Genomic DNA, 17427 nt, shown 5'->3' with positions numbered 1-17427 from the left:
ATGCGCGCACACGAGGCCGGGGCGCTGCACGGCGACCTCGGCAACCGCGGGCCGGCCTGGTTGCGTACCCCGGAGGACGTCAACGCCCTGGTGCCGCAACTCTGGCCGCGGACCGTGACCCGCACCGATGCCGGCGCTTTGCAGGTCGGTGGCGTGCAGGTGGCCGAGCTGGCGGCCGGCTACGGCACCCCGGCCTACCTGCTCGACGAGGACGACCTGCGGGGCCGCTGCCGTGAGTTCGCCGCCGCGTTCGCCGGCGCGGACGTCTACTACGCGGGCAAGTCGTTCCTGTGCAAAGCGGTCGTCCGGATCGTCGAGGAGGAGGGTCTCTTCCTCGACGTGTGCTCGGGCGGCGAGCTGGCCGTCGCGCTGGCCGCCGGTTTCCCGCCGGAGCGGCTCGGCTTCCACGGCAACAACAAGTCGGAGTCCGAGCTGCGCCGGGCGCTGGACGCCGGCGTCGGCCGGATCATCGTCGACTCGTTCCACGAGATCGCCCGGCTGACCGAGCTGGCCCGCGAGCTGAACAAGCGGCCGGGCGTGCTGGTCCGGGTCACGGTCGGCGTCGAGGCGCACACCCACGAGTTCATCGCGACGGCGCACGAGGATCAGAAGTTCGGCTTCTCGCTCGCCGGTGGCGCGGCGTTCGCGGCCTGCGCGCAGATCCTCGACGAGGGCGTGCTGGACCTGCGCGGGCTGCACTCGCACATCGGCTCGCAGATCTTCGACACCAGCGGGTTCGAGGTGGCCGCCCGGCGGATCCTGGAACTGCAGGCGCAGGTCCGCGACGCGCGCGGGGTGGAGCTGCCGGAACTCGACCTGGGCGGCGGGTTCGGCATCGCGTACACCACGCAGGACGACCCGTCGACGCCCGGCGACCTGGCCAAGCGGATCAACAAGATCGTCGAGTCGGAGTGCGAGCTGGCCTCGCTGCGGGTGCCGCACCTGTCCATCGAGCCGGGCCGGGCGATCGTCGGGCCGGCCGTCTTCACCCTCTACGAGGTGGGCACGGTCAAGGACGTGGACGGGATCCGGACGTACGTGAGTGTGGACGGCGGGATGAGCGACAACATCCGGACCGCCCTCTACGACGCGTCGTACTCGGCCACCCTGGCGAACCGGCGCTCCGACGCCGAGCCGATGCTCGCCCGCGTTGTGGGAAAACATTGTGAGTCCGGGGACATCGTCGTGAAGGATGAATTCCTGCCCAGCGACGTGCAGCCCGGAGATCTTGTTGCCGTGCCGGGTACCGGTGCCTATTGCCGGAGCATGGCCAGCAACTACAACCACGTTCCTCGGCCGCCCGTGGTGGCCGTGCGCGACGGCGCGGCCCGCGTCATCGTGCGGCGCGAGACCGAGGACGACCTGCTTGCATTGGATGTTGGATGAGCGCAGTCAAACCGGTCCGCCTCGCCCTGCTCGGCTGCGGCACCGTCGGCACTGAAGTGGTCCGGCTGTTGCACGAGCAGGCCGGCGACCTGACCGCCCGGATCGGCGCTCCGCTCGAGATCGCCGGCATCGCCGTGCGCCGGCTCGGCCGGGAGCGCGGCGACCTGCCGATCGACCCGGCGCTGTTCACCACCGACGCGCTCGGCCTGATCAAGCGGGACGACGTGGACGTGGTGATCGAGGTGGTGGGCGGCATCGAGCCGGCCCGGACCTGGCTGGTCGAGGCGCTGCGGGCTGGCAAGAGCGTGGTCACCGCGAACAAGGCGCTGCTCGCCGAGGACGGTGGCACGCTGCACGACGCGGCCACCGAGGGCGGGGCGGATCTCTACTACGAGGCCGCCGTGGCCGGTGCCATCCCGCTGCTGCGCCCGCTGCGCGAGTCGCTGCACGGCGACCGGGTCACCGCTGTCACCGGCATCGTGAACGGCACCACCAACTACATCCTCTCCTCGATGTTCGCCACCGGCGCCGGCTTCAACGAGGCGCTGGAGGAGGCCACCGAGCTGGGGTACGCGGAGGCCGATCCGACCGCCGACGTGGAGGGCTTCGACGCCGCCGCCAAGGCCGCCATCCTCGCCTCGCTGGCGTTCCACACCCGGGTCACCGCGGCGGACGTGTTCCGCGAGGGGATGACCGGGGTGACCGCCGGCGACATGGCCAGCGCCAAGGAGATGGGCTGCACCATCAAGCTGCTGTGCATCGCGCAGCGGCGTAACGGCCCGGACGGGGAGGGCACCGTCTCGGTCCGGGTCCACCCGGCGATGATCCCGCTGACCCACCCGCTGGCCAGCGTCGGCGACGCGTTCAACGCGGTGTTCGTCGAGGCCGAGGCGGCCGGTCCGCTGATGTTCTACGGCCGCGGCGCGGGTGGCCGCCCGACCGCCAGCGCGGTGCTCGGCGACCTGGTCGCGGCGGCCCGCAACAAGCTCACCGGCACCCGGGCGCCCAGCGAGAGCAACTACGCCGAGCTGACCGTCCGCCCGATCGGCGAGTCGATGACCCGGTACCACATCAGCCTCGACGTGGCCGAGCGGCCGGGCGTCCTGGCCACCGTGGCCGGGGTCTTCGCCCAGCACGAGGTGTCCATCGCCACGGTCCGCCAGTCCGGCCGGGCGGACGACGCGAAGCTGGTCATCGTGACGCACAGCGCCCCGGACGCGGCGCTGGCGGCGACCGTCGAGTCGCTGGCGGGTCTGGACATCGTCCGCTCGATCGCGAGCGTGCTGCGGGTCGAGGGAGGAGCCGGCTGATGCTCGACCACGTGGGTTTCCAGTGTGCCGATCTGGCGGCGAGCGCCGCGTTCTACGACGCGGTGCTGGCCCCGCTGGGCGGCCGGCGGCTGATGGACTTCGGGGTCGCCATCGGGTACGGCACGGGCGACCACGCCGACTTCTGGCTCGGCGAGCTGAACGAGGGCGACGGGTTCCGGGAGAGCCACATCGCGTTCGCGGCCGCCGACCGGGCCGCCGTCGACGCGTTCTTCGCGGCCGCCACCGCCGCCGGTGCCGAGGTGCTGCACACGCCGAAGCTGCACCCGGAGTACCACGAGCACTATTACGGCGCTTTTGTCCGCGATCCGGACGGCAACAACGTCGAAGCGGTGTGTCACCGTCCTGAATAATGGACTTCCGGTCCCAGAGACCGGATGTCTCGGGCACGCTGTGCGCGATTGCCCGGTGTGAGTGAGGGAGTGCGGCCATGTGGCGGGGATTGATCGAGGCGTACCGGGACCGGCTTCCGGTGACCGAGGCCACCCCGGTGGTCACGTTGCACGAGGGCAACACGCCGCTGGTGCCGGCGCCGGTGCTCTCCCAGCGGATCGGCGCCGACGTCTACCTGAAGGTGGAGGGCGCCAACCCGACCGGTTCGTTCAAGGACCGGGGGATGACCATGGCGGTCTCCAAGGCGGTCGAGGAGGGCGCCAAGGCGATCATCTGCGCGTCCACCGGCAACACCTCGGCGTCGGCCGCGGCGTACGCTGCCCGCGCCGGGATCACCTGCGCCGTGCTGGTGCCGCAGGGCAAGATCGCGCTGGGCAAGCTGGCCCAGGCCCTGGTGCACGGGGCCCGGCTGCTCCAGGTGGACGGCAACTTCGACGACTGCCTGGCGCTCGCCTCGAAACTGTCCCAGGACTACCCGGTCGCCCTGGTCAACTCGGTGAACATCTTCCGCCTGCACGGGCAGAAGACGGCGTCCTTCGAGATCGTCGAGGCGCTCGGTGACGCTCCGGACATCCACTGCCTGCCGGTCGGCAACGCCGGCAACATCTCCGCGTACTGGATGGGGTACCAGGAGGACAAGGACGCCGGCAACAGCACCAGGCTGCCGAGGATGTACGGCTTCCAGGCCTCCGGCGCGGCCCCGATCGTCACCGGCAAGGTGGTCGAGCAGCCGTCCACCATCGCCACCGCGATCCGGATCGGCAACCCGGCGAGCTGGACCAAGGCGCTGGACGCCCGGGACGCCTCGGGCGGCCTGATCTCGGCGGTCACCGACCGGGACATCCTGAACGCGTACCGCCTGCTGGCCCGGGAGGTCGGCGTCTTCGTCGAGCTGGGCAGCGCGGCCAGCGTGGCCGGCCTGCTCCAGCAGGCGGCGGCCGGCAAGATCCCGGCCGGGTCCCGGGTGGTCTGCACGGTCACCGGGCACGGGCTCAAGGACCCGGAGTGGGCGATCTCCACCGCGCCGTCGCCGACCGTGATCGCCAACGACGCCCTGATCGCCGCGAAGGCCCTCGACCTGGCCTGAGATCAAAGGGGTCGTCGCGAAGGTCCTAGACCTGGCCCGATCCCGCCTCGCGGACCAGGATCTCCATCGCCTGGGACACCACCGTCAGTTCCTCGGCTGTGAGCCGGCTGAGGAGCTGGCGGTGTTTCGTCATGCCGGCCGTGATGATGCCGTCGATGAGCTTGGTGCCCGCTTTCGTCAGCCCGATCCGGCGGATCCGCCGGTCGTGCAGATCCTCCGTGCGCGTCACCAGGTCCTGCACCACCAGGCGGTCGATCATGCCGCTCAGTGCGGCGGCGCCGACCCCCACCATCCGGGCCAGCTCACCGCCCGCCAACGTGCCGTGGCGGGACAGCAGCAAGAGTATTTTCAACTGGGACATCGTCAGATGTGACGAGAAGAGCGGATCGGACCGATCGTCCGCGAACAGGTGCTGCAAACGGATCTGCGCACCCATGATCTCCGCGATGAGCTTTTCCTTCTCGCTCAGCGCCCGCTCCTTAGTGACGTGCTGATGGCCGTGGTGGGTCGGTCCGATGACGGACGGTACCAAGAGGCCCCCATCGAAAACCATTTGTTCGCGTCAGGCAAACTATCAGTGTCGGACGAAATTATCTCGGGGGAGCGCCCATGTCAGCTCTGACACGGCTCAGCCTTGCCAACCGAGGTCTCGTCGCCCTGATCGCGATAGTGATCAGCGGCTTCGGCCTCTATGCGATCCCGTCCTTGAAACAGCAGCTGTTCCCGTCGATCGAGCTGCCCGCGGCCTTCGTCAGCGCGGTGCTGCCCGGCGCCTCGCCGGAGACGGTCGAGGAGCAGGTCACCAAGCCGCTCGAGGACGCGGTGAAAGGCATCGACGGCATCGACACGGTCACCTCCACCTCGCGGGAGAACGTGTCGAGCGTCGTGGTGATGTTCGAGTACGGCACGGACATCGCATCCGCCGTCAACCAGGTCACCACCTCGATCAACCGGATCCAGTCACAGCTGCCGGACGACGTCGACCCGCAGGTCTTCGCCGGCGGTACCGACGACATCCCGGCGATCGTGCTCGCCGCCTCCGGCGGGACCGACGAGAACGACCTGCTCGGCAAGCTGAACGAAACAGTGGTCCCGGAGCTGAACGGCATCACCGGGGTCCGCGACACCCAGGTCACCGGCGCCCGTGCCAAGCAGGTGGTGATCACGCCGGACCTGGCCAAGATGGGCGCGGCCGGCGTCAGCCCCGCCTCGCTGACCACCGTGCTGCAGGCCAACGGCGTCTCCATCCCGGCCGGCGCGGTCACCGACGGCACCAAGTCGCTGACCGTGCAGGTGGGCACCCCGATCACCACCGTCGCGCAGCTGCAGGACGTCTACCTGACCGGCTCGCGTGGCCCGGTCCGCCTCGGTGACGTCGCCAAGGTGGAGAGCAAGCTGCCGGCCGCCGAGTCGTACACCCGCACCGACGGCGTGGACAGCCTCGGCATCGCCGTCACCGCGCGGCCGGACGGCAACCCGGTGGAGATCTCGCACCAGGTCCGGGACATGCTCGACGACCTGGAGAAGGACACCGGCGCGAAGCTCACGGTGATCACCGACCAGGCGCCCTACGTGGAGCGGTCGATCAAGAGCCTGACCACCGAGGGCCTGCTCGGCCTGGCGATGGCGGTGGTGGTCATCCTGATCTTCCTGCTCAGCGTCCGCTCGACGCTGGTCACCGCGGTCTCCATCCCGCTCTCCGTGCTGATCGCGCTGATCGCGCTCTGGGTCGGCGACTTCACCCTGAACCTGCTCACCCTCGGCGCGCTGACCATCGCGGTGGGCCGGGTGGTGGACGACTCGATCGTCGTCCTGGAGAACATCAAACGACATCTGGAGTACGGCGAGGAGAAGGTCCACGCCATCCTGGCGGCGGTCCGTGAGGTGGCCGGCGCGGTGACCGCCTCGACCCTCACCACGGTCGCCGTCTTCGCTCCGATCGCGCTGGTCGGCGGCCTGGTCGGGCAGATCTTCGCGTCCTTCGCGATCACCGTGACGGTGGCCCTGCTGGCCTCGCTGTTCGTGTCGCTGACAGTGGTGCCGGTGCTGGCCTACTGGTTCCTCAAGCCGCCGGCCGCGGACGCCGACAACGAGGCGATCCGCAAGGCGGCCGAGGAGAAGGAGGCGCGCAGCCCGCTGCAGCGCTCCTACCTGCCGGTGATCCGGTTCGCCACCACCCGCCGCTGGACCACCGTGCTGATCGGCATCGCGGTGCTGATCGGCACGTTCGGCCTCTCGACGGCGCTGAAGACGAACTTCTTGGACTCCTCCGGCCAGGACAGCATCACGATCAACCAGGAGATGCCGGTCGGCACCAGCCTGGCGGCCACCGACGAGGCGGCCAAGAAGGTCGAGGCGATTCTCGCCGACCGCGACGAGGTGACCACCTATCAGGTCACCGTCGGTGGCAACTCGGCGAACCCGTTCGCCGGGGGCGGCGGCGCCGGTACCGCGAGCTTCCAGGTGGCGCTCGACGAGGACGCCGACGCCGAGGAGGTCTCCGACCAGCTGCGCGACGAGTTCGCCAAGCTGACCGGCGCCGGCGAGATCAAGATCGGTGAGGAGAGCTCCGGCCTGGGCAGCAACCAGCTGTCGGTCGAGGTCACCGCCGCCGACAGCGACGCGCTCAGCGGCGCCACCGAGCAGGTCAGCAAGGCGATGTCCGAGGTCGGCGGGGTCGCCGACGTGGACAGCAGCCTGGCGGCCAGCGTCCCGCGCCTGGACGTGGTGGTGGACCGCAAGGCGGCCGCCCAGGCCGGGCTCACCGAGGCGCAGATCGGCCAGAGCGTGGCCGGGATGTTCCGTTCCGCGCCGGCCGGTCAGATCTCGATCGACGGCACCAGCCAGGACGTGGTGATCTCGTTCGGTGCCGCGCCGGCCGACACCGCGGCGCTGGAGAACCTGCCGCTGACCACCGCCAAGGGTCCGGTGCCGCTCAGCCGGGTCGCCGAGGTCAAGCAGGTCAACGGCCCGGAGCAGGTGACCCGGACGGACGGCAACCGCACCGTGACGGTCACCGGCACGGTCACCGGCTCGAACCTCACCGAGGTCACCAAGAACCTGACCACGAAGCTGGACGCGCTGACCCTGCCGCCCGGCGCCTCGTACTCGATCGGCGGCGTGAGCGCCGACCAGGCGGAGGCGTTCAAGCAGCTCGGCCTCGCCGTGCTGGCGGCCATCGCGATCGTCTTCATCATCATGGTGGCGACGTTCCGCAGCATCCTGCAGCCGATCATCCTGCTGGTCTCCATCCCGTTCGCGGCGACCGGCGCGATCGGCCTGCTGCTGGCCACCGGTACCCCGCTCGGCGTGCCGGCCCTGATCGGCGTGCTGATGCTGGTGGGCATCGTGGTCACCAACGCGATCGTGCTGATGGACCTGATCAACCACTACCGGGCGGCCGGCATGGGCGTGCAGGAGGCGGTGATCGAGGGCGGCCGGCACCGGGTGCGGCCGATCCTGATGACCGCCATCGCGACGATCTTCGCGCTCATCCCGATGGCGCTCGGCCTGACCGGCGAGGGCGGCTTCATCTCGCAGCCGCTGGCGATCGTGGTGATCGGTGGTCTGGTCAGCTCCACGCTGCTCACCCTGGTGCTGGTCCCGGCGCTCTACACGATCGTCGAGCGGCGCAAGGAGCGGCGGAAGGCGAAGCGCGAGGCCAAGCGGATCGCCCGGGGCGGCGCCCCGGCCACGCCGCCGGCCGCCGGGGAGCCGGCCGTGCCGGGGCCGGCCGCCGAGGAGCCGGTCACCGTGCCGGACGACGCGACGCCGGCCGGGAACGGCGCGCTGCGCGGGTACACCGACCAGTTCGAGGTGCTGAAGATGCCGAAGGGCCCGGCGAAGCCGGAGTAGGGCGTACAGAAATAAGCAAGAAATAAGGAAGAGCGGTGCCCGGCGTCTCCCGCCGGGCACCCGCTGTTTCCGCGCGTCGTAGATTCTGTACGTGCCAGCAACGCTCTCGGTCCTTACCCGCAATCGCGACTTCCGCCGTCTGTTCGCCGCTGAGCTGGTGGTCTTCGGGGCCGACTGGTTCGTCATGGTGCCCCTGCTGGTGCTGCTCCCGGAGCTCACCGGGCGCGGCTTCTGGGGCGGCCTGGTGCTGGCCGTGGACACCGGGATCAACGCGCTGCTGCTGCCGTACACCGGAACCGTCGCCGACCGCCTGGACCGGCGGAAGATCCTGATCGCGGCGAACCTGGCCGCCTTCTTCGCCGTGTTGCTGCTGTTCGCGGTCCGGTCGGCGGCCACCGCCCCGCTCGCCCTGGTCGCCATCGGGGCGATGGCCGTCGCCAAGGCGTTCTACCAGCCGGCCAGCTCGGCCGCCCTGCCGAACGTGGTGGATCCGGCCGACCTGCCGGCCGCCAACGCGATCGCCGGCTCGGCGTGGGGCACCATGACCGTTCTCGGGGCATCCCTCGGCGGCGTGGTGAGCAGCGCGTTCGGGCCGTACGCCAGCTTCACCGTGACCGCCGTCTGCCTGTTGGCGGGCAGCCTCCTGACCGCGCTGGTCCGCCGCCCGCTGCAGGCGGAGCGCGCCGCCGTGGGCGCGCCGGCGGCCTCGCGGGGTGCCCTGCGCGAGGCGCTGCGCTACATCGCCGCCCGGCCCCGGATCCGGGCCCTGGTCACCGTGAAGTCGGCGGTCGGCCTGGGCAACGGCGTGCTGACCGTGTTCCCGCTGATCGCGGCCGCGCACGGGGTCGGCCCGCTGGGCGCCGGGCTGCTCTTCGCGGTCCGCGGCCTGGGCGCGCTGGTCGGCCCGTTCGTGATGCGGCCGGTGCTGGCCCGCCCGGCCTGGATGTTCACCGGACTGGCCCTGTCGATGAGCCTGTACGGTCTCGGCTACCTGGGGGTGGCCTGGGCCCCGTGGTTCCCGCTGGTGCTGCTGCTGGTCTTCGTCGCGCACTTCGCCGGCGGCACCAACTGGGTGCTCAGCAACTACGCGCTGCAGGCCGAGGTGCCCGACCGGCTGCGCGGCCGGGTCTTCGCCACCGACATGATGCTGGCGACGCTGGCCATCGCGGTCAGCCAGCTGGGCGCGAGCGCCGTCGTCGACCACGTCGACCAGTCCGTGGTGCTGGCGGTGTGCGGCCTGATCACGGTGGGGTACGCGATCGGCTGGTGGCTGGCCACCCGCGGCCTGGCCCGCCGATCGGTGGCCGGGAATGAGATACCCGGGGCGCGGCAGTCGCCCTGAGATGATCAAGTTCTAGCATGTGGCGATGGGCCTGACCTTCGTCACCGCACCGGTTTCCGTCAGCACCCCGGCCACCAGCGCCAACCTGGGTCCGGGGTTCGACACGCTGGGCCTCGCGCTGACCCGTTACGACGACCTGACCGCCCGGGTGACCGGGTCCGGGTGCACCGTCGAGGTCAGCGGCCAGGGTGCCGGTGAGCTGCCGGCCGACGAGACGCACCTGGTCGTGCGGGCCATGCTGGCGACCTTCGACGAGCTCGGCGAGCGGCCCGCCGGCCTGGCCGTCTCCTGCGTCAACCGGATCCCGCAGGCGCGGGGCATGGGCAGCTCCTCGGCGGCCATCGTGGGCGGCGTGCAGCTGGCCCGCGGCCTGGTCGTGGGCGGCACGGAGCTGATCGACGACGCTGCCGCGCTGCGGATCGCCGCGCGCCTCGAGGGCCATCCGGACAACGTGGCGCCCTGCCTGCTCGGTGGCTTCACGGTGGCCTGGACCGGGCCGGACGGCGCGCGGGCGGTGCGGCTGGCGCCGGCCGACGGCGTACGCCCGACGGTTTTCGTCCCGGCCGAGCGAGGGTATACCGCGACCGCGCGCGCCGCCCTGCCGTCCGAGGTGCCGCACCGGGACGCCGCCTTCAACGCCGGTCGGTCCGCGCTGCTCGTCCATGCCCTGACGACTGATCCGTCCCTGCTGTTCCCGGCCACCGAGGACCGGCTGCACCAGGGCTACCGGGCCGAGGGGATGCCGGGCACGGCGTCCCTGGTGGCGGCGCTGCGGTCGGTGGGTGTCGCCGCGGTGGTCAGTGGCGCGGGGCCGACCGTGCTGGCATTGACCGAGGTCCCGGGCGATTTCCACCCGGGCGCGCACTGGCACAGCGAGGTGCTGGGCGTGGACGGTGCCGGTGCTGTTGTGAAAGGGGGTATGGTGGAACACGCCGAGCGGGGTCCTGTTGCCGCAGGTCGCAAGAGTTGATTACGCTCTAGACCTAGCACAGCCGCGAAGCAAGCGATCTCTGCGGTTCGGCGCACCCCCGAGATTTCTGGGCCGTGCAGGCTCGTCTCAGCTCTCACCAAGGCTTACGCCGCTCAGCAGTCATAGATCGCTGCACTCGCCGAGACCTACCTGTCACAGTCCGGCAGGCAGGGAAACCGTCGAGCTGCCGTGCTGCACGAAACTCCCGCGACGCTGCTGCGAAGCGGGTTCCGAGGGCACCCGGCCCAGGCTGCAGTTCCGGGTGGACTCGGGTTTTTCCGACGGAAGGAATCCATTGAGCGACACCACCGACGTGACGTCGGGTGTTTCTGACGTCGCTGACGGCGCCGGCACCACCGCGACCGCCACGAAGCGCCGCCGAGGCGGCACCGGGCTGTCCGCGATGCTGCTGCCCGAGTTGCAGAGCCTCGCCGCCTCCCTGGGCATCTCCGGCACCGCCCGGATGCGCAAGGGCGAGCTGATCACCGCGATCACCGAGCGGCAGAGCGGTGGCTCCGCCGCCGCCGAGCCGGCTCCCCGGCCGCGGACCGAGGCCGCCCCGGCCGCCGCCCCCGCCCAGCCGGCCCCGGCCGAGAAGCCGCAGACCGCAGCCACCCCGGCCGAGACCGCCCCAGCCGCCGCTCCGGCCGCCGCGGCGACCGAGGCCGCTCCGGCCGCGGAGCGCCCGTCCCGGCGCAGCCGTGACCGGGCCGTCCGTGAGCCGGCGCCGCGCGAGACCGCCCCGGCAGCCGCCGCACCGGCCGTCGAGACCGCCCCGGCTCCGGCCGCCGCGGTCACGCCGGCTCCGGCCGTCGCGACCACCGAGGCCGCCCCGGCCGACACCACCGAGCGCACCGAGCGGGGCGACCGCCCCGAGCGCGGCGAGCGGAACCGTGACCGGCAGCGCAACCAGCGCGACGGCGAGCGGGGCGATCGCGGGGAGCGTGCCGAGCGTGGCGAGCGGACCGAGCGCACCGAGCGGGTCGAGCGGACCGAGCGCGGTGAGCGGACCGAGCGCGGTGAGCGGACCGAGCGCGGTGAGCGCACCGAGCGTGGCGAGCGCGGTGAGCGGGCCGAGCGCGGTGAGCGGAACAACGACCGCAACGACCGCAACGACCGGTCCGGCGACCGCGGTCCGCGCGCCGACCAGGGTCACGATGACGACGACAACGACGGCGAGGGTGGCCGCCGGAGCCGGCGCAGCCGCTTCCGGGACCGCCGCCGGGGCCGCGACCGGGACGAGAACCCGCGCGAGGACAACCGGCGCGACGGTGGCCGCGAGCCGCACGTCGCCGACGACGAGGTGCTCGTGCCGGTGGCCGGCATCCTCGACGTGCTGGACAACTACGCGTTCGTCCGGACCACCGGTTACCTCTCCGGCCCGAACGACGTCTACGTGTCGATGTCGCAGGTGAAGAAGTACGGCCTGCGCCGCGGCGACGCGGTGACCGGCGCGGTGCGCTCCGCCCCGCGCGACGGCGAGCAGCGGCGGGACAAGTACAACCCGCTGGTCCGCCTGGACACCATCAACGGGATGGAGCCCGAGGAGGCCCGCCGGCGTCCCGAGTTCTACAAGCTCACCCCGCTCTACCCGCAGGAGCGCCTGCGGCTGGAGACCGAGCCGCACATCCTCACCACCCGGGTCATCGACCTGGTCATGCCGATCGGCAAGGGCCAGCGCGCGCTGATCGTCTCGCCGCCCAAGGCCGGTAAGACGATGGTGCTGCAGGCCCTGGCGAACGCCATCACCCGGAACAACCCGGAGTGCCACCTGATGGTGGTGCTGGTGGACGAGCGTCCGGAAGAGGTCACCGACATGCAGCGCTCGGTGAAGGGCGAGGTCGTCGCGGCCACGTTCGACCGGCCGCCGCAGGACCACACCACCGTCGCCGAGCTCGCCATCGAGCGGGCGAAGCGGCTGGTCGAGCTGGGCCACGACGTGGTCGTGCTGCTCGACTCGGTGACCCGGCTGGGCCGGTCGTACAACCTGGCGGCGCCGGCCTCCGGCCGGATCATGTCGGGTGGTATCGACTCGACGGCGCTCTACCCGCCGAAGCGGTTCCTCGGCGCGGCGCGCAACATCGAGAATGGTGGCTCGCTCACCATCCTCGCCACCGCGCTGGTCGAGACCGGGTCCATGATGGACACGGTGATCTTCGAGGAGTTCAAGGGCACCGGCAACGCCGAGCTCAAGCTGGACCGGAAGATCGCCGACAAGCGGGTCTTCCCGGCCGTCGACGTCTCCGCCTCCGGTACCCGTAAGGAAGAGATCCTGATGGGCAAGGAGGAGCTGGCGATCATCCACAAGCTCCGCAAGGTGCTCAGCTCGCTGGAGTCCGGCGCGGCTCTGGACCTCCTGCTGGACCGGCTCAAGCAGACCCGGACCAACATCGAGTTCCTGATGCAGATCGCCAAGTCCACACCAGGCGAGTAAACGCGTAAAAGCCGCGAGGCCCACCCGATCGGGTGGGCCTCGCGGCTTTTATCGCACAGGTTGTCTGATTCGGCCCATACGCGGTCGTGCGAACCTCCGGTATCCCCATCCCTCGATCCGCCGGAGGACCCGATGATCGTGCCCGGTTACCGGGACCACCCGACCGAGCCGTGGGATCCGGACGCCCCCGTCGACCCCGGTGAGGCGGAGGACTTCCTGCGCCGGTGCTACACCGAGAACCCCCGGCTCGGCCCGGTCGAGGCACGCCTGGCCATCGTCCGCGCGCAGATCGCCGCGACCGGCACCTACGCGCACACCCCGGACGAGCTGACCCACGGCGCCCGGATGGCCTGGCGCAACGCCAGCCGGTGCATCGGCCGGCTGTACTGGCGCAGCCTGCTGGTGCTGGACCGGCGCCGGGCCCGGACCGCCGACGAGATCTACTCGCTGCTGGTGCAGCACCTGCGGACCGCCGGGGACACCCAGATCCGGCCGGTGATCAGCGTCTTCGCACCGGCCCAGCCGGGCCGGCCGTACGCCCGGGTGTGGAACGAGCAGCTGATCCGGTACGCCGGGTACCGCACCGAGGACGGCGAGTCGGTCGGCGACCCGCGGCTGCGCGAGTTCACCACCGCCGTGCGGGCATTCGGCTGGCAGGGCAAGGGGGAGGCGTTCGACGTGCTGCCCCTGGTGATCGAGACCCCGGCGGACGGGATCCGGCTCTACGAGCTGCCCGAGCGCGCCATCCGCGAGGTGCCGATCACCCACCCCGAGTACGCCTGGTTCACCGAGCTGGGGCTGCGGTGGCACGCCGTACCGGCGATCTCCAACATGCGGCTGACCATCGGCGGCGTGCACTATCCGCTCGCCCCGTTCAACGGCTGGTACCTGGGCACCGAGATCGGCGCCCGGAACCTGGCCGACGCCGACCGGTACGACCTGCTCCCGCTGCTGGCCGCCCGGCTCGGCCTGGACACCAGCCGGGAGTCCACGCTGTGGCGCGACACCGCGCTGCTCGAACTGAACCGGGCCGTGCTGCACAGCTTCGAGCAGGCCGGGGTGAAGATGAGCGACCACCACACCGAGTCGCAGCGCTTCCTCAAGCACCTGAGCAACGAGGAGAAGGCCGGCCGCCCGGTGCCGGCCGACTGGACCTGGATCGTGCCGCCGATGTCCGGCGGGATCACTCCGGTCTTCCACCGCTACTACCAGGAGCTCGACCTGCGGCCGAACTTCTATCTGGACGACGAGGCGGCCGCGCTGGCGCGGGAGGGTATGCGGAGATGCCCGCATCATCAGTAGTTTGTCCGGATGGGTTTGGACTATGCGTACGAAATCCACCTCCCGGCCTCCCGGGTCCGCCGCGCCCTGGAAGCCGTCGTGGACCTCGCGCCACCGGGGGAGAAGGCGGCCACGCCGATCGTCCTGCCCGGCGGCGCCCGGCTCACCGTTCCGTTCACCTCGAACTTCCGGGGCGATCCGGTCGACTGCTCGGACGGGCGCAACCTGAACCTGGACACCTCGCTGATGTTCGAGGTCGGCGACGACGAGATCCGCGAGTTCCTCGACGAGCCGGGTGGTGACCGGGCCGCTATCGGCTACATCTACCTGACCGTCTACTTCGCGGGCGGACACCGCCCCGGATACGCCGAACTGAACTTCACCGCCGCCACCACCGGGATGAGCCTGCTGTTCGAACGCTCGCCCAGCGTGCGGCGCCTGTTCACCGGCCTGGCGGAGGAGGCCGGGGCGGCCTGCTGCCTGCTCGACAAGGAGGACTCCGGCTACGAGATCTGCTGGCTGAACGGCGAACCGCGGGCCGCATCGTTCCGCGCCACCACGCTGGCCGAGTCGGAGGCCTGGTGGGCCGCGCTGGCCGCCCAGTGGCCGCCGGCCTAGGCGAACTCGTTCACCGCGAAATCGTCGCGGTGGCGCCAGGACGCCTCGGTGCGGACGTGGTCCGCGCGAACCCATTTCAGCACCTTCACCGGGAACTCGGCGACCGGGATGCGCCCGGCCGCCCGGACCACGAACCCCTCCGAGTCGTCCGCGCCGCGCTGCGCCGCCCAGGCCGCGCGGGCCTCGGAGAGGCTGCCCCCGCGATACAGCACCGGGACCATCGGCAGCTCCAGCCGGCGCGCCCAGTCCACGGTGTCGTCCCAGCCCAGCAGCGTGTCGGTCTCGTCCCAGATGCCGAAGACCAGGAACACCCCGGGCAGGTCGGTGTAGGCGACGCTGCGGCGGGCCCACATGGACTCGCCGCAGACCCGCCAGCCGTCCGGGATCTTCCAGGACGTCATCGCCCACAGCGCCTTGGCCGGCCGGTCCCAGGGCTGGGTGCCGGAGTCGACCGAGCGCGCGTACATCGCGTCCCGGGTGAAGGTGAGGTTCCCGCCGTCCATCTTCTCGGTCACCACGAGCTCGCCGTCCAGCCACGACAGGTCCGGCTGGATCCGGTCGTCGGCCGAGGCACCCGGGGAATCGGGTAGATGGAACGTCCGCGGATACTTCCTCACCTCTAGAAGTCCCCCTCCGCCACCTGGAACACCGTCAGGCCGAGCGCACGCCACATGCGTACCACCTGCCGGCGGTCGTCGAACACCCCGACGACCCGCCAGCGGTCCCGGATCTCCTGGTCGAAGATCTCACGCTTGACCACCGCGTCCTTGCGGCTGTCGCCCTCCGGGCGCATGAACAGGGCTTCGTACGGCACCCCGACGAACAACTCCAGCCACGCCTCCGTCTCCTCCCGGCACACCGCGTCCCGGCCCGAGCAGAAGACGATGGCGTGCCCGGCCGCGTGCATCGCCCGGACCGCCGCGATCACCGCCGGGTTCGGGGCGTCCTCGCCGACCCGGCTCCAGTCGTACGGACTCCGCCCGGTCATCAGCGCGACGGTCCCGTCGATGTCGACGAGCACCACCGGTGGCAGCTCCGGATCCGGCTCGTACACCAGCCCCGGCCCGCCCGGGTCGACGAACGGGACCGGCAGCGGCACGTTCCGGCCGGCCAGGTAGCGCTCGTGCATCCGGCGGATGGCCCCCTCGCCGACCCGGTCGCCCTCCGGCCGGTCGGCGTCCCGCCGCAGGCACTCCGCCAGCGGGACGTCGGTGAAGTCGTGCACCTCGAACGACGCGCCGAACCGGGCGGCCATCTCGGCCCACTCGCGGACCACCTTGGCCCGCAGGTTGGTGTCGTCGACGACGACACTCGCCCGGGCGCGCAGCAGCGCCTCGACGGTGGCCCGCTGCGCGTGCGTCACCTGCGCCTCCGCCCACTGGGTGAAGAGGCGCTCGCCGTGCAGCATCCGGCGCAGGTCGTCCCGGTTGACCCGGACCACGCCCGGCTGCAGCTTGCGGGCGAACGTGGTCTTCCCGGACGCGGGCAGGCCCCGCGTGATCAACAGTCGTGTCATTCCCCGGCTCCTCCGGCAGCGGGCCGGTCGGCCGACGGCCGGACCCGCTGCCACAAGCCCGGACGGTAGTCGTGACCGTCCAGGCGCTGGAACAGCTCACCCCGGTGCGGGCTGCGCACCGCGGCGAGCGCGAACTCCTTGCGGCCCCACCCGTCCGGCAGCCCGCCGACGATCTCCGCGAAGGCCGCCTCGACGGCAGCGGCACGCGCGTCGACCTCGGCGGTCAACTCCGCGGCCACCCCGCGGGCCCAGGCGTGGAACTCGTCCGGCAACGGCTCCAGCAGCACGTCCAGGTCGCCGCCGGTCGCCAGGACCGCCCATACGGTACGGGGCGTCAGCCCGGTCACCAGGCGGTGCAGCCGTACGTAGTCCGGGTACTTGATCTTCACTCGCTGGTCGGCGTCGGTGAAGTGCACGACCAGGCCCTCCCGCCCGTCGCGCGGCGGCGCGGCGAGCGCCTCGGCCAGTGTCGCGTAACCGAACGTCTCGACCACCGGACCCGGCCAGCCGGGCACGGCGTCCGGCCCGTGCGAGCGCCCGGTGACGATCTCCACCGCGCCGAGCAGCACCAGGTCGTCGAGCCCCCGGTAGTCCACGACGATCCGGTTGCCCGGGTAGATGATCTCGACGAGCACGGTCAGGCCCGCCGGTGGCACGAACGACGGGTATCGCGTACGCAACATGTCCGTCGCATGGATCGCCTGGTCGGACGCGAAAGATCCCCTGGTGGCGACGGCGTAGCCGGAGCCGTCGTGATAGATCACGCCGAGGCTGCCGTCCGCCTTGTCGGTCACCGTGACCTTCGCGGTGGCGTCCAGGGCCGGCGCCTGCGGCTCGGTGTGGTTGAAGAACTTCCGCAGCGGCCGGGCGGCGACGCGCCCGGCGGCGTCCACGATCAGGCCCCGGCAGGCGAGCGTGACCGGCGTCCACGCCCCGCTGTACTGACAGGCCTCGGTGTAGTTGTAGATCGTGAACGGCAGGCGCGGGTGGCGCTGCGTCCGGATCAGCCCGTTGCCGACCGCTTCGGCCAGCATGACCGGATCGACGACATCGTGCAGGAGCGTCATCGCCAGAGCGCCTTTCAGGGGTGGGAATTCCGGGAAGGGCGCTCACGTTATCGATGGCGAAACCAGTTGCACCTCCTGATTTCCGGTGGCTACCGGGATCTGGCAGACTGGTACATCGGCCAGCAAGGGTTCCGGTTCCCGTCCTCACTC

14 protein-coding genes are annotated in these 17427 nt (G+C 71.3%); 10 read left to right on the top strand and 4 right to left on the bottom strand.

Annotated elements, in window-relative coordinates; genetic code table 11:
• From lysA to thrC, 4 genes are all read left to right on the top strand, one after another.
• On the top strand, positions 1–1386 hold the full coding sequence (lysA, locus tag Actob_RS38800; protein WP_284916952.1) for a diaminopimelate decarboxylase: 1386 nt from the start codon (positions 1–3) through the stop codon (positions 1384–1386).
• Positions 1383–2696 (top strand): homoserine dehydrogenase, encoded by a 1314-nt coding sequence (locus Actob_RS38795; RefSeq protein WP_284916951.1) that lies wholly within the window; start codon positions 1383–1385, stop codon positions 2694–2696. The genes lysA and Actob_RS38795 overlap by 4 nt, the downstream gene beginning before the upstream one ends.
• On the top strand, positions 2696–3067 hold the full coding sequence (locus Actob_RS38790; RefSeq protein WP_284916950.1) for a VOC family protein: 372 nt from the start codon (positions 2696–2698) through the stop codon (positions 3065–3067). Before Actob_RS38795 ends, Actob_RS38790 begins: the two co-directional genes overlap by 1 nt.
• Positions 3068–3144: 77 nt before the next feature.
• Complete coding sequence (gene thrC / locus Actob_RS38785) at positions 3145–4194, top strand: threonine synthase (RefSeq protein WP_284916949.1); 1050 nt, start codon at positions 3145–3147, stop codon at positions 4192–4194.
• A gap of 25 nt (positions 4195–4219) precedes the next feature.
• Here the strand turns inward: thrC and Actob_RS38780 are convergent, their stop codons facing one another.
• Positions 4220–4747, bottom strand: coding sequence for a MarR family transcriptional regulator (locus Actob_RS38780; RefSeq protein WP_284916948.1), 528 nt, complete (start codon positions 4745–4747; stop codon positions 4220–4222).
• A gap of 56 nt (positions 4748–4803) precedes the next feature.
• Between Actob_RS38780 and Actob_RS38775 the strand changes: the two genes are divergently transcribed.
• The 6 genes from Actob_RS38775 (at position 4804) to Actob_RS38750 (ending at position 14694) form a co-directional block, all read left to right on the top strand.
• The gene (locus tag Actob_RS38775) at positions 4804–8049 is read left to right on the top strand and encodes an efflux RND transporter permease subunit (protein ID WP_284916947.1); all 3246 of its coding nucleotides are present in this window, start codon (positions 4804–4806) and stop codon (positions 8047–8049) included.
• A gap of 91 nt (positions 8050–8140) precedes the next feature.
• Positions 8141–9391 (top strand): MFS transporter, encoded by a 1251-nt coding sequence (locus Actob_RS38770; RefSeq protein WP_284916946.1) that lies wholly within the window; start codon positions 8141–8143, stop codon positions 9389–9391.
• Between the two features lie 25 nt (positions 9392–9416).
• The gene (gene thrB, locus Actob_RS38765) at positions 9417–10361 is read left to right on the top strand and encodes a homoserine kinase (protein ID WP_284916945.1); all 945 of its coding nucleotides are present in this window, start codon (positions 9417–9419) and stop codon (positions 10359–10361) included.
• Between the two features lie 295 nt (positions 10362–10656).
• A complete protein-coding gene (gene rho / locus Actob_RS38760) occupies positions 10657–12795 on the top strand; it encodes a transcription termination factor Rho (protein ID WP_284916944.1) in 2139 nt (712 codons plus the stop codon).
• 132 nt (positions 12796–12927) lie between these two features.
• Positions 12928–14097, top strand: a complete 1170-nt coding sequence (locus tag Actob_RS38755; RefSeq protein WP_284916943.1) for a nitric oxide synthase oxygenase — start codon at positions 12928–12930, stop codon at positions 14095–14097.
• A 9-nt stretch (positions 14098–14106) separates the two neighbouring features.
• Positions 14107–14694, top strand: coding sequence for a hypothetical protein (locus tag Actob_RS38750; RefSeq protein ID WP_284916942.1), 588 nt, complete (start codon positions 14107–14109; stop codon positions 14692–14694).
• Here Actob_RS38750 and Actob_RS38745 read toward each other — a convergent pair.
• The 3 genes from Actob_RS38745 to Actob_RS38735 are packed head-to-tail and all read right to left on the bottom strand — an operon-like array spanning position 14691 to position 17277.
• Positions 14691–15311, bottom strand: coding sequence for an RNA ligase family protein (locus Actob_RS38745; RefSeq protein ID WP_284916941.1), 621 nt, complete (start codon positions 15309–15311; stop codon positions 14691–14693). The two genes, Actob_RS38750 and Actob_RS38745, sit on opposite strands and share 4 nt — an antisense overlap.
• A gap of 2 nt (positions 15312–15313) precedes the next feature.
• Complete coding sequence (locus Actob_RS38740) at positions 15314–16210, bottom strand: phosphatase domain-containing protein (RefSeq protein WP_284916939.1); 897 nt, start codon at positions 16208–16210, stop codon at positions 15314–15316.
• Complete coding sequence (locus tag Actob_RS38735) at positions 16207–17277, bottom strand: RNA ligase (RefSeq protein WP_284916938.1); 1071 nt, start codon at positions 17275–17277, stop codon at positions 16207–16209. Before Actob_RS38735 ends, Actob_RS38740 begins: the two co-directional genes overlap by 4 nt.
• Positions 17278–17427: the final 150 nt, after the last annotated feature.

It is taken from the genome of Actinoplanes oblitus (assembly GCF_030252345.1).
Taxonomy (GTDB): Bacteria; Actinomycetota; Actinomycetes; order Mycobacteriales; family Micromonosporaceae; genus Actinoplanes; species Actinoplanes oblitus.
Note: the sequence above shows the minus strand (reverse complement) of the source record. Positions and strands in the feature narration are given on the sequence as shown.